Below are 13,909 nucleotides of genomic sequence, written 5' to 3'. Positions count from 1 at the left end.
TTTTATTATGAAATAGGGGAGGATGCAGTAGTGTATAAATTAGTCAAATATCTAAGACCATTTGCCCTGTATATAGCTATCGCAATTGCGTTATTGTTTATACAAGCCCTTACCGACCTCGCGCTGCCGAATTATATGTCCGATATTGTAAATATCGGTATACAGCAGGAAGGAATTGAAAATTCAATACCGAATGCAATAAGAAAAAGCAAAATGGATGAGATTGTATTGTTCATGTCCCCGCAGGAAAGAGATAAAGCCCTCGAATGCTATGATTTGATTGATAAATCCAGTATAAACTTCGATAAGTACATAGACAAATATCCTACTTTGAATAATGAGCCTGTTTTTGTGATAAAAAATATAGATAAAACCCAGTCTGAATTATTAAATCCGATAATGGGCAAAGCTCTTCTTGCTGCAAGTATATCCGAAAAACCAACAAGTGAATTATCCAAAAACGAAATTGCAGAACTTGAAGTCTTAGACGAAGACAAGTTAGATCTGTCTACTGCCCTCTTAGTTAAAGCAGAGTATGTGGCATTGGGCATGGACACCGCACAAACACAAAGAAATTATATCATAAATACCGGATTAACCATGCTTCTAATAACTTTAGTAGGTATGGCGGCCACTATTATTGTAGGCCTTTTCGCCTCAAAAGCTGCGTCAGGAGTTGCAAGAAATATAAGAAAGGATGTATTTGCAAAGGTTGAGTCCTTTTCCAATTCAGAGTTTGATAAGTTCTCCACAGCCTCACTTATAACAAGAACAACTAATGATATAACCCAGATCCAGACTCTGGTTTTCATGACGATAAGAATGGTATTATTCGCTCCTATCACGGGAATAGGAGGAGTTATACTTGCAATAAACAAAAGTCCGTCAATGTCATGGCTGATTGCTCTTGCGGTCATTGTTGTTTTAGGGCTTATTCTTATAGTTTTCTCCATAGCTGTTCCAAAGTTTAAAGCTATTCAGAAACTTGTTGACCGTCTCAATCTCGTTACCCGGGAGAACCTCACGGGGATGATGGTAATAAGGGCCTTCAACACCCAGAAGTTTGAAGAAAAGCGCTTTGACAGGACAAATCAGGAGCTTACAGACACACACCTGTTTGTAAGTCGTGTCATGGCAACTCTATTCCCCACTATGACCTTCATAATGAACGGTGGTTCCGTACTTTTAATGTGGATTGGAGCACAGCAAATTGCCAATGCAAATATGCAAGTGGGAGATTTGATGGCATTTATGCAGTATTCAGCCCAGGTAATTTTTTCATTCCTTATGCTTTCTATGATGTTTATTATGCTGCCAAGAGCCTCCGTATCAGCACAGCGTGTCGCTGAGATCTTGGATGTGAAGCCGGAAATTACAGACCCCGAATCACCAAAGCACTATGGAAAGAAAATAAACGGAGTTATTGAATTTAGGAATGTATCCTTCCGCTATCCGGGAGCTAGTGAGAATATGCTAAAGGACATTAACTTTACTGCACTGCCTGGTCAGACCACTGCATTTATCGGTTCTACAGGAGCAGGCAAAACAACTTTGATCAACCTAATCCCCAGATTTTATGACGTGACAGCCGGGCAAATTCTAGTTGACGGTATAGATATAAGAGAAGTACCCCAGCATGAACTTCGTGAGCATATCGGCTATGTGCCTCAGAAGAGCTCTTTGTTTAGCGGCACCATTGAGACTAACTTAAAGTATGCCGATGAAAATGCCACTGAGGATGAAATACGTACTGCTTCTAAAATTGCTCAGGCTATAGATTTTATTTCCGAAAAACCGGAGGGCTTTAAAAGTGAGATTTCCCAGGGTGGTTCAAATGTATCCGGCGGTCAGAGACAGAGATTGTCAATTGCCCGCGCTATTGTTAAGAAGCCTGAAATCTATATTTTTGATGACAGTTTTTCTGCCCTGGATTTTAAGACAGATGCAGCTTTAAGAAAAGCCCTAAAGGAGCATACAGCTTCAAGCACTGTTATTATTGTGGCACAACGTATTTCAACCATCAAGAATGCAGATCAGATAATTGTCCTTGATGAGGGCAGGGTAGTTGGTATCGGCACTCACAGTGAGCTCATTCAAACCTGCGATACCTACCGCGAAATCGTTTTATCACAGCTTTCTAAGGAGGAATTGGCATGAGCATGGAAAAGAATAAATCGGTTAATTCCCAGTTGAACGGCAAACGCCAAGGCGGAGGTGGTTTGCACCGTCCCAATGCTGTAATGCATCGAGGGGAAAAAGCAAAAAATTTTAAAGGTGCAATCAAAAAGCTTCTGGAGTATATTGGCAGCTACAAACCCGGTATAATAGCTGGATTCATATTGGCTGCCATCAGCACAGCTTTTAACATTATTGGCCCTAATGTGACCGGTGAAGTCACCACGGCAATGTTCGACGGCTTTATGAGCAAACTCAATGGCACGGGAAACGGAATAGACTTTGGTTATATTGCACAAAAGCTTATTTTTCTTCTGACATTGTTTTTATTGAGCACATTATTTTCGTACATCCAGGGTTGGATTATGTCAGGAATCTCAATGAAAATAAGTTATCGTTTCCGAAAAGATATTTCTGAAAAAATTAATCGTATGCCGCTAAAATATTTTGACAGAACAACCCACGGAGAAGTTCTGTCCCGTGTTACCAACGATGTAGATACCATCAGCCAGACATTAAATCAAAGTCTGACACAAATTATAACATCGGCCACTACCTTCATAGGCACACTAATTATGATGCTAATTATAAGCTGGCAATTGACTCTTGTCGCTTTGCTGATTGTTCCTGTGTCCCTTTTACTAATCGCCTTTGTTGTGAATTTTTCACAAAAATACTTCAAGCAGCAGCAGGATTACTTAGGACATGTAAACGGCCATGTTGAAGAAATGTATGGTGGCCATCTGGTAATGAAAGCCTTTAATGGAGAGGCAAAGAGCATTGAGGAGTTTGAGAAATCCAACAATCTCCTTTATAAGGCAGCATGGAAATCCCAGTTCCTTTCTAGCGTGATGATGCCCATTATGAACTTTATCGGAAATCTCGGATATGTGTTTATATGCATTCTGGGGGGATATCTTGCGGTGAAAAAGACCATTACTGTAGGTGACATTCAGGCATTTATAATTTATGTCCGAAACTTCACCCAGCCAATTTCACAGCTTGCAAATGTCTCAAACATACTTCAGCAGACTGCTGCCTCCGCTGAGCGTGTATTTGAGTTTCTTGATGAAGAAGAAGAAATCGCAGATACAGATAAGCATATAAATCTCCACAATATTCAGGGAAACGTTGATTTTGCAAATGTCCACTTTGGATACACCCCTGATAAGATCATCATCAATGACTTTTCAGCTTCTGTGAAGCGAGGGCAGAAGGTTGCCATAGTAGGCCCTACCGGAGCCGGAAAAACCACCATGGTAAAGCTCCTGATGCGCTTCTATGATGTAAATGAAGGGGCAATCCTTATTGATGGTCATGACATCAGGGATTTTACCCGAAACGATTTGCGCTCAATGTTTGGAATGGTTCTTCAAGACACATGGCTATACAATGGCAGCATAATGGAAAATATACGCTACGGCCGTCTTGATGCAACCGACGAAGAGGTTATTGCCGCTGCCAAAGCAGCCCACGTGGACAGCTTTGTCCATACCCTGCCCGATGGTTACAATATGATACTTAATGAAGAAGCCTCCAACATCTCACAGGGACAGAAGCAGCTTATAACTATCGCGAGGGCTATACTGGCAAACCCAAAGATTCTGATTTTTGATGAGGCGACAAGCTCCGTTGATACCCGTACAGAATTTCAGATTAAAAAAGCTATGGATAACCTTATGCAAAACCGCACAAGCTTTATAATTGCTCACCGTCTCTCAACCATCCGCGATGCCGATTTGATTCTTGTTATGAATCACGGTGATATTGTAGAACAGGGCAATCATAAGGAGCTCCTTGCTAAAGACGGTTTTTATGCCAATCTATACAACAGTCAGTTCGAGGATGCAAAGACAGGTTAAACCCTGTCTTTTTTTTATCCTGTTTAGTTTTTGGGCAATGAGATATAAAATGTTGTCCCCTTGCCCAATTCACTATCAAACCAAATCTTTCCTCCATGGACCTCGGCAATCGCATGCTGAACCATAAACAGTCCCAAACCGGTCCCATCCTTACGTTGATAAACAAAGGGCTGAAACATTGACTCTTTTGCCTCCTCTGGAATACCCGGCCCATTATCATTAATCGACATAAAAAAGTTGCTGTCATTTTCGCTGGTGTATATTTTAATTCTGCCCCCATTGGCCAATACCTGAACAGCATTTCTGACCAAGTTTTCTATAGCTCTCTTAAACACCTTGATATGAAGACTTATCTCTCCTTCACATCTTGCTATGAAAACCAGCTCAATATTATTTATATCACAAGTTGCCTGAAACTCGTCCAAAACTTCCTTTACAATCAACGAAGGATTGGCTCTGACGCTCTTTTCTGGCTTAAAGACATTCAGCAAATCAATTACTGAGGTGTTTAATGAATCAACCTGTTTTATTATCCTTTCGAAATAACTCCGCTCCTTTTTTGATGAAGACGTGAGCATACCCAGTTGTCCCAAACCCCTTATACTGGCAAGCGGATTCTTAAGGTCATGAATAGCTGCAGCCATAAGCTCCGCTGTAGCAATCGTTTTTTGGTATGATTCAACCCTTTTGTGTTTTAGAATATCCGTGTTTCCAAATTCTACGGTGTTTTCCCATGCTTGCATTTCATATACACCCCTTTATTTTCATCCTAAAGCAGTAATTTGTATTCGACACAGATAATTAATCTCCTTTATTTCTTCATTTTGCCCACCATTTCCCGTGGAATGAAATAGGCTAAAACAAAAAAGCGGTAAGGCTATCTAAGACCTCCCGCTTTTAATTTGTCTTATGTTTGATTTATTTAATTTGCTCTACTTTATATTCGTCCTCCAATTGTGCAACAATTCCATTGCTTCCTACCATATGCCCTGCTCCGACTACCACAAAATAAGTTTTGCTTTCCGGATCGGCAAGGTAGTCTTTCACCTTTTGTGCCATATTGTTATCCCTTGATATCCACATTTTTTCATTAAACTCATTAACTTCTCCTTCAACTTCGTGGTCAGCCTTAACTATCTTTGCAAGCTCTTCTGTATTGCCTTCTTTCCAGCACTTTAACATATAGGCAACCAACTCTATATTTGCTTCAGCGTTTGCTTCTGTTTCTTCATCTCCTTCACTTAAACCTAAACTGGAAGCCAAAAACTGAGTTTGAAGTTCACTTGAGAAAGAGTCAAACATATCTACCTGGAACTTGATGCCTTCTATTTCCAATATGTCTTTTTGACCCATTGCCTTTGAAAGAAAATAAATATCTACTCCCAAGTTTCCGCTATATGAGTTTTCTGAAAGCTGCAGGTTTTGAACCAGCAATGCCGCATACCAAGGCTTAAACTTGTTATATACTTCCTCACCAATTTCATAAGGAGTAATAAACTCTACAAATTGCTTATAAATATCTTCCGGTACATTTTTGTCAAGAGTATTTTCATCTTCATACATAGCCTTTTCCGCCATATATTTCGCTGATTCTTCCTGCTTTGAAATGTCTGCTTCAACAACTAAAGCATCAGATTGCTCATAAGCATTCAATATGTCTTTCGATAACGGATACAATGTTGCATCCGCAATATGTATTGAACCCAGCAGATAGACTGTACTATCCTCATCACTTACTTTCCAAAAGGCACCTTTAGAATCCCTTCCCGACTCATATATAGCAAACTCATATGCGTTTTTTGTAAATACTAACAGTTCCTGCCTTGTGCATTGACTTTCAAGATCGAGAATTTCCTTACTCCTTCCGTTTAATATACCTTTTGAGACAGAATACTTAATAATATCCAGTGAACTCTCAGGTATTGAGCCAATATCCTTGAAGGTAAGATTTATATTGGCGTTAAAATCAAATTCCGGTTGTGCGGCCTTTAGCACATTGTATACAGCTGTGACCATTTCCAGCCTAGTTGCTTCTTTTTGAGCTGCAAACTTGTCGTTATCAGTAAAGAGTTTTTCATCTTCCTGATCAACAGCTTTACCTGTTAATCTTTCATAAAGATTTGCACAAACCTGAAGTAACTCTTCCTGTGTGGCCTTAGATGAATACTTTGCATACATCTCCTCGGATGCAAGTCCATATATTGCCGACCATTGCACAGCTTCCAAAGCCCATGCGTCCGGTTGTTCAACAGGTGCCGATACTAGAAGTTGCGGCTGTTCTTCTGCAAACACAAGAACTTGCAGTGAAAGCACAACTATCAATGCTGCTACAACTACTTTTACCATTGCTGTTTTTTTCATTTAAAACACCCTCTCCTTCATATTCATTTATTAATTATATATTATTGAACCCCACATTAGTACCTGTCTTCTTCACCATTAGTATTTGCTTTAAAAGTCTTATCTGATTTATGAAACTTTGCTCTGACTGTAGTATCTAAAGTTTCTAATAAGTATCCAGGATTATCCGAATTAATGCTGATTGTTTCATTATCTACAGAATATTTTAAATAAAATATCGTCATAGATAATGAAACTATCGTCTTTTAATCTTAATGAATTGGGAAAACTCTTAATCACGTATACTATCATGTTATATTTGCGATTAAAAGTTAGAAAGCACCGCTAAATAAGTTAATTTTTCATATATTCGTACATAAATAAAAATTCAAACGCTTCTGTATATATTTGAGCCTTCTCCAAGGAAGAAGCAAAAGAAAACAAACCATGTCCTTTCAGTAAATACCCGTAACTTATTCTTTCAAAATTGCTATCGATAATCTTCAGCAATTCAGTCTTTTGCTGCAAGTTGGCAAATACGCACCTACTAGCTTTTATATCTTATTATAATACACTTATTACCTCCTTTTCTACCTTTTTATCTTTTTCTCAACAAATATCCTATGACACTCTCTACTCTTGTTACTTATTGTGCTTCTTAATCTTTTTCTCAACAATAAATCTCAGGCATTCCTCCGTTAACGGATAAAAACTCGTTCTATATTCATAAGGAGGGCTTTTCATTCCCCCTCTCGCCCATTGGGTAATACTCCCGACAATCGCATTGGTAAAATAATCTATAATTATATTGAATTCAGCTGGTGCAATTTTATTGTCCCCCAGCACATCTTCAGCTTTTTCCTTAATAGATTCATAAATAATCCTGAAAAAATGTTCACTAAGATTGTTTTGCACGTTTGAAGTAAGGGCAGCAACATAAAAGTCCCTGTTTTTATATAAGTGCTCCACAAGCTCGTCAAACACTGAGTTATCTTGATTGACATCTGTAAGGCTTGCAAATTCAGTGTCAAAAATCCAACAGACTAGGGCCTGTTTATCTTGAAAATGATAATAAAAGGTTTTTCTATTTAGACCGCATGCGTCTACAATTTCTTGAACACTTATTTTATCCAGCGGAGTGTTCAACATAAGTTTCTTTAGAGTTTGAGCTATTAGCTGTTTGGTAAGCTCGGGTTTTGCCATTATCAATCACCTCATATATGGACATTTAATATAATCTGTCCGAAAATTACACACTTTGGGCAATCTGTGTAAAAACCGGACACTTAGTTATAAATATTGGTTTTTTTAAATCTTATCTCATGGTAGATTATTTGTAAAGATAATTGTTAATTAGACCTTAACCCTTGGACATCATTGTTTCAAACAAAGCTATTAGGATATAATATTTACTGGCTAATTTAGGATATCCTAAAAATAATACATTAAATAATGAAAATAAAATTATTATGAAAGGACATGGGAAATGAAACACTATTTTGAAAGTATCGAAACTGTATTAAAACAGCTGGGAAGCTCCAAAAACGGTATTAACCCAACGGATGCTACACAGAGGCTTGAAAAATACGGTCATAACAAGCTGGACGAAGGCAAAAGGAAAACAGTCTTTGCCAAATTTTTAGACCAGTTGAAGGACCCTATGATCATTGTTTTGATTGTAGCAGCCATTATTTCAGGCATTGCGGGAGAGCCGGCTGATTCCATCATCATACTGATGGTTGTAGTTGTAAATTCAATACTGGGTGTAGTGCAGGAAGGAAAAGCAGAAAAAGCCATTGAAGCCCTGCAGAAAATGTCATCTCCTTACTCTAAAGTCAGGAGAAACGGTCAGGTGATGCAAATCAAGTCCGACGAAATTGTACCCGGTGATATAGTCCTTATCGAAGCAGGTGATGCTGTTCCTGCGGATATGAGGATTATTGAAGCCTCAAGCTTGAAAATCGAAGAAGCATCCCTCACCGGAGAATCAGTGCCTACCGAGAAAGATGCCGATGCCATACCTCCATCGGATAAGGACATTTCTCTTGGCGATCGCCGCAACATGGCTTACATGGGCACCAATGTTGTATACGGCCGCGGCGAAGGTGTTGTAGTCAGCACCGGAATGTCCACAGAAATGGGAAAAATCGCAAACATTATTTCCAATACGAACGAGGAAAAAACACCATTGCAGAAAAAACTTGCCGGATTGAGCAAGGTACTTAGCGTGGGTGTACTCGGAATCTGTATATTCATATTTGTCTTTGGAGTATTGAGGAGCGGAGGTTTTTCAGGGGATAATGTTCTGGACACATTTTTGCTGGCAATCAGTCTAGCTGTTGCTGCAATTCCGGAAGGTTTGGTAGCGGTTGTCACCGTTGTTCTTTCCATCGGTGTCACAAAAATGTCCAAACGCAATTCCATCATCCGAAAACTAACCGCAGTTGAAACATTGGGATGTACACAAATTATCTGTTCCGATAAGACAGGTACTTTGACTCAAAATAAAATGACTGTTGTAGATTCCTTTGGAGATGTCCAAAAGCTTGCTGTCTCCATGGCTCTTTGCAATGATGCCAATATATCGGGAGAAAACGGCGAAGTAATCGGTGAGCCTACAGAGAGCTCCCTTGTACGATATGCTTTTGATATGGGGATCAATAAAACCGAAATGGAAAAGAAAATGCCCCGTGTTGCAGAAGCCCCCTTTGATTCAGTTAGGAAAATGATGTCTACAGTCCACAAGACTGAAGGCGGCAAATTTGTTCAGTATACAAAGGGAGCACCCGATGAGCTTCTGAAGAACTGCACTCACATTCTCACAAAAGATGGTGTGGTTCCTCTGACAGATAAGCACCGCACCGAGATTCTCAGTGAAAACAAGAAGATGGCAAATAAAGCCCTTCGTGTCTTGGCATCGGCAATGAAGGAGACTGATTCCTTGCCTGCTGACACATCTCCAGAAAGCCTTGAACGGGACCTAACATTTATTGGTCTTGCAGGCATGATTGACCCTGTACGTCCGGAGGTAAAAGCAGCCATCGAAAAATGCCGTCAGGCAGGTATACGCCCTATTATGATCACTGGGGACCATAAAGATACTGCAGTTGCTATTGCAAAAGAATTGGGCATTATCTCCGATGAAAGTCAGGCTATCACTGGAGCGGAGCTGTCTGAAATATCCGACATTGATTTTGAAGAAAAGGTTAAAAACTATTCCGTCTATGCAAGAGTACAGCCTGAGCATAAGGTGCGAATTGTAAATGCATGGAGAAACCGCGGCAAAATCACTGCAATGACGGGCGACGGCGTTAACGATGCCCCGGCTCTTAAATCCGCCGATATAGGCGTTGGTATGGGAATTACCGGTACCGATGTTACGAAAAATGTATCCGATATGGTTCTGGCTGACGACAACTTTGCTTCAATTGTGTATGCAGTTGAGGAGGGACGTAGAATATATGACAACATCCGTAAGTCTATACAGTTCCTTTTATCCTCAAACTTGAGCGAGGTTATTGCATTGTTTATAGCTACACTTCAAGGATTTATACTGTTTTCACCTATACATATACTGTGGATTAACCTTGTAACCGACACACTGCCAGCCATAGCACTAGGTATGGAAGAAGCCGAAGAAGACATTATGAAAAGACCTCCTCGTAGCACAAAAGAAGGGATTTTTGCCAATGGCCTAGGAATTAATATAATATATCAAGGTATTGCCATTGCAGCATTAACGTTGATATCCTACTTTATAGGCAACACACAATCCCATATAATAGGAATGACAATGGCATTTTTAACAATGTCCACATGTGAGGTTTTCCAATCCCTCAACCTAAGGTCAATGACCAAGTCTATTTTCAGATTGAAAACCCACAACAAGGTTTTATTTGGTGCAATGGTATTAGCTTTCGCTTTATCGCTATTTGTAATATATGTACCGGGTGTTAATAACATATTTAAGCTGACTCCGCTTTCAGGATCAAACTTCCTTATCTCAATAGGTCTTGCCTTTGCAATTATTCCTATTGTGGAATTGGTTAAACTTATTGCATTTGCAGTAAAGAAAGCATAATAATAATGAAACTATAACGGGGGCATATTGCCCCCATTATAATTCATCAAAGATCGAAGAATTCAATGTAGTAAAATGGTTCACAAAAACATCAAATCTTATAATAATCCGTACCTGGTATTCAAAACTGAATTTACGAAAAACATAGATTAAAAGTGATCTGATCGAAACATTGAAATGATTAGACCTAATATAATGGCCACCACAGTTCCTAGCCCAATCCGAAGTGCCGTAACATTTACAAAATACATTTCGCTTCCTGCGCTTGCGCTCTGGCTGGAGCCTATAATAATACCCGTAATAATGATACTTACAGCAAGAAGTACTACACTAAAAGACATCCTATTAAAGTTCCTGTCGAGCCTCTTCATAATTCTATCAATATCTTTAATCCCAAGCTGAAGGGTATAATCTCTATCTTCGAATTTTTCCAAAAAGCTCAAAGCAATGAACGGAAATTCATTAAACAGGTCCACCACGTCCCGATAATTTAGAGCATTCTTCTTTATGCTATTGGTAACGTTTTTTACCGAGAAGGATTGATAAATCAGCTTCTTCGCTATGGGTTTGGCAATTTCAATGGAGTTAAGATCCGGTGCCAGCTTTTCCAGCACACCTTGAGCAGTACCAAGGGTTTTGGCCAGCATAGCAAATTCTCGAGGTATCTTTATTTCATTTATAAACGCAATATTAAACACCTCATAAAACAGGTCAACCACCTTTATTTCGCTCCAAGGCATAGCAATGTACTTATCAATCATTCTATCTATGTCTTTTTCAAACCTTTTTAAATTACGCCTTTCCGATATTTCTCCCAGGTCAACAATCGACCTGGCAACTATTTTGCTGTTTTTGGTGGATAAGCCTATGAAGAAATTCGATATACTTTTCTTCCGTGACTCCCCAATACTGCCCACCATGCCCAGGTCCAGAAAAACTATCGTACCATCCTGAAGAACTCTGATGTTCCCCGGGTGTGGGTCCGCGTGGTAAAAACCGTCTGTTAATATTTGATTGCATATTGATGTGGCAAGGTTTCTGGCCAGCTCTACTCTGTCAATCCTCGCCCTTTCCAATTTCTTAATATCATCAATCCCGATACCTTCAATGTACTCCATCGTAAGCACACGTCTTGTGGTATATGTCCATTTTATCTCGGGAACTCTGGCAATTCCTTCTTTAGCAAAATTCTTCTTGAAAGTATCGGCATTTTCCCCTTCTCTAGTAAAATCCAGCTCGTTCTTTATCGTTTTTTCAAAGTCTATCACCATTCCGATAAGATCGTAAATCTTCCCGTATTTTGTGTGATTTTCGATAAAATGCACAAGATCCTTGAGAATATTTAAATCGAGATCTATGTTTCTCTCTATTCCTGGCCTCTGTACTTTAACCGCAACCTTCTCCCCGGATTTTAGCTTTGCGCAATGAACCTGGGATATGGAAGCCGCAGCAATAGGTTCCTCAATAAACTCCAAGTAGATATTCTCAAGCTTATCCTCAAACTCACTTTCCACTACTGTCCTAACTTCCTCAAAAGAAAAAGGATGCACAGAATCCTGAAGCTTTTTTAGTTCTTCAATAATGTCGGACGGAATCACATCGGGTCTTGTACTGAGTATCTGCCCTATCTTTACAAACGTTGGGCCCAGTTCTTCACAGGACAGCCGAATCCGCTCACCCATAGAGAGTCTTGAGCTATCGTCATCTCCTTCAGTGGATGTAATCTTTTTACCCATCTTCAAGTAGTCAAAAATCCCCAGCTGATCAAACAACAGACCAAAACCATGCTTGGCAAAGACAGATATTATTTCTTTATATCTTTTTATATTGACCCTTTTGTTTATAACCATGTTATCCCCCGATTTGCAGTTTTGCTTCATTTAGAATGCTTTTTATACCCTGCCCATATATTTTTACTATTTATTATTATCTATTTGAACTTTTACATTCGAGAGAATTGGATATTGTTTGATGCTATATAGCCAACTAATTTAATATTATCACGGTGCGAAGAAAATAGTCAATGATTCCAGGTAATTACGGGCAAATTTGAAAATATCCTTTCAATAAAAAGTTCAAGACATCGTGTCCTTCGCTTTTGCCTCTTTCATTTCACCAAAAGAGGCTAAATTATAATAAGGCCCTATAAAGGCCTTATTGAAAGCTTGGAAATAAGTTATAACAAGATCATTTTATCTTATATTTTGCCAGTCTGCCATCCAGTTCCTCCACAAGTTCGTTAAGACGGCTGGAAGCGCCCTTCATATCGCCGATATATTTTAGCTGGTGATCCGTTGTCGCCGCCACTCCTTTGCTGAATGCAGCAGTCTCCATGGAAACTGCCGAGATGTTCTCAATCGCTGAAATTACCTCTCCCTTGTCATTCTGCATTTTTGCAACTGCCTGATTTACATCGTTGATTCTTAGAACTATGGAATTTATTGCGTTTGCAATGTCACTGAATGCACTATCCGTCTGATTAACAGCATCATTCTGGTCTGCCGATACTCTTCTCATTATTTCCATAGACTCTATCGCCAATACAGACTCTTCCTGTATACTGTTCATCAATAAATTAATCTCTTCTGTAGATTTTCTGCTCTGGTCGGCAAGCTTCCTCACTTCATCGGCAACTACAGCAAATCCCTTACCCGCTTCACCGGCCCTTGCCGCTTCTATCGCTGCATTCAGTGCCAACAGGTTTGTTTGCTCTGCTATACTTTCAATGGACTCAACAAAGCTTCCTATATCCTTTACACCATTTGTAAGCTTTTCAACAACTGAAAATATCTTTTCTGTTGTATCATAATTCTCCTTGGCTCTATCCCTCAATACTTTAACCGATTGTAGCCCAACATTATTCAAATCACTGATTTTTCTCGTATCATCAGTAATACTGTTATAGTTTTGATATACCAGACTGATCTGTTCCGATAATTTATCCATAACCTGTACACCCTGCTGTGCCTCATTCGCTTGGGATGATGCTCCTACAGCTATTTGATCCACCGTTTTCGATATCTCATCCATGGCTTGTGATGCCGACTCTGCTGCCGCACTCACTTTTTCTGTGGATTCCATAATGAGGGATGAGATAGAGAGGAAGCTTTCAATCAATGCGCAAATCTCTCGTAGCATAGAATTGACAGCCTCAGATATTTTTTTCACTTCTCCGGTGTCTTCCGTTTCAATCAATTGAGATAAATCCCCCTGATTTACCTTTTCCATATCCATATTGATTTTACTAACGATTCTTTTAAAGGTAATATCAGTTGCTACTTTTATTGTGAATGCTATAAATGCACAGACTAGTATATTGGTAATTAAAGCCGCCGGCCTCTTGCCTGACATTATGTAGATGAATACACCGTTGCTCACTGCAAGTATCGCAGAAAACAAATAAGCTACCCGCAAAGGACTGGATGTTCTTCTAGGCTTTTTCATATATTGC

At 39.4% G+C, this 13,909-nt stretch carries 8 protein-coding genes; 3 read left to right on the top strand and 5 right to left on the bottom strand.

Annotation, left to right across the window (positions count from 1 at the left end):
- Positions 1–30: 30 nt before the first annotated feature.
- Together EFD62_RS07175 and EFD62_RS07170 are read left to right on the top strand one after the other, a co-directional pair.
- Positions 31–2,157: an ABC transporter ATP-binding protein gene (locus tag EFD62_RS07175; protein ID WP_069195708.1), complete on the top strand. Its 2,127-nt coding sequence runs from the start codon at positions 31–33 to the stop codon at positions 2,155–2,157.
- On the top strand, positions 2,154–4,037 hold the full coding sequence (locus EFD62_RS07170) for an ABC transporter ATP-binding protein (protein WP_206659752.1): 1,884 nt from the start codon (positions 2,154–2,156) through the stop codon (positions 4,035–4,037). The genes EFD62_RS07175 and EFD62_RS07170 overlap by 4 nt, the downstream gene beginning before the upstream one ends.
- Before the next feature lie 23 nt (positions 4,038–4,060).
- Here EFD62_RS07170 and EFD62_RS07165 read toward each other — a convergent pair whose 3' ends face one another.
- The 3 genes from EFD62_RS07165 to EFD62_RS07150 all read right to left on the bottom strand — a co-directional run bounded on the left by EFD62_RS07165 (position 4,061) and on the right by EFD62_RS07150 (position 7,580).
- A complete protein-coding gene (locus tag EFD62_RS07165; protein ID WP_069195707.1) occupies positions 4,061–4,780 on the bottom strand; it encodes a sensor histidine kinase in 720 nt (239 codons plus the stop codon).
- A gap of 175 nt (positions 4,781–4,955) precedes the next feature.
- Positions 4,956–6,398: a TraB/GumN family protein gene (locus EFD62_RS07160; RefSeq protein ID WP_069195706.1), complete on the bottom strand. Its 1,443-nt coding sequence runs from the start codon at positions 6,396–6,398 to the stop codon at positions 4,956–4,958.
- A gap of 621 nt (positions 6,399–7,019) precedes the next feature.
- A complete protein-coding gene (locus tag EFD62_RS07150) occupies positions 7,020–7,580 on the bottom strand; it encodes a TetR/AcrR family transcriptional regulator C-terminal domain-containing protein (protein WP_235832593.1) in 561 nt (186 codons plus the stop codon).
- Positions 7,581–7,863: 283 nt separating this feature from the next.
- On the opposite strand from EFD62_RS07150, the gene EFD62_RS07145 reads away from it, so the two are divergent.
- Positions 7,864–10,458 (top strand): calcium-translocating P-type ATPase, PMCA-type, encoded by a 2,595-nt coding sequence (locus EFD62_RS07145; RefSeq protein WP_069195705.1) that lies wholly within the window; start codon positions 7,864–7,866, stop codon positions 10,456–10,458.
- Positions 10,459–10,607: 149 nt separating this feature from the next.
- Here EFD62_RS07145 and EFD62_RS07140 read toward each other — a convergent pair whose 3' ends face one another.
- Both EFD62_RS07140 and EFD62_RS07135 read right to left on the bottom strand, forming a co-directional pair.
- Positions 10,608–12,308 (bottom strand): ABC1 kinase family protein, encoded by a 1,701-nt coding sequence (locus EFD62_RS07140; RefSeq protein ID WP_128705907.1) that lies wholly within the window; start codon positions 12,306–12,308, stop codon positions 10,608–10,610.
- Positions 12,309–12,645: 337 nt separating this feature from the next.
- Complete coding sequence (locus EFD62_RS07135; RefSeq protein WP_069195703.1) at positions 12,646–13,902, bottom strand: methyl-accepting chemotaxis protein; 1,257 nt, start codon at positions 13,900–13,902, stop codon at positions 12,646–12,648.
- Between the last annotated feature and the right edge of the window lie 7 nt (positions 13,903–13,909).

This window comes from Acetivibrio mesophilus, assembly GCF_004102745.1.
GTDB lineage: Bacteria > Bacillota > Clostridia > Acetivibrionales > Acetivibrionaceae > Hungateiclostridium > Hungateiclostridium mesophilum.
Note: the sequence above shows the minus strand (reverse complement) of the source record. Positions and strands in the feature narration are given on the sequence as shown.

Coding starts and splice junctions, on each gene's coding strand:
- EFD62_RS07170 (WP_206659752.1), top strand. CDS start 2,154: ATGAGCATGGAAAAGAATAAATCGGTTAATTCCCAGTTGAACGGCAAA.
- EFD62_RS07165 (WP_069195707.1), bottom strand. CDS start 4,780: ATGCAAGCATGGGAAAACACCGTAGAATTTGGAAACACGGATATTCTA.
- EFD62_RS07160 (WP_069195706.1), bottom strand. CDS start 6,398: ATGAAAAAAACAGCAATGGTAAAAGTAGTTGTAGCAGCATTGATAGTT.
- EFD62_RS07150 (WP_235832593.1), bottom strand. CDS start 7,580: ATGGCAAAACCCGAGCTTACCAAACAGCTAATAGCTCAAACTCTAAAG.
- EFD62_RS07145 (WP_069195705.1), top strand. CDS start 7,864: ATGAAACACTATTTTGAAAGTATCGAAACTGTATTAAAACAGCTGGGA.
- EFD62_RS07140 (WP_128705907.1), bottom strand. CDS start 12,308: ATGGTTATAAACAAAAGGGTCAATATAAAAAGATATAAAGAAATAATA.
- EFD62_RS07135 (WP_069195703.1), bottom strand. CDS start 13,902: ATGAAAAAGCCTAGAAGAACATCCAGTCCTTTGCGGGTAGCTTATTTG.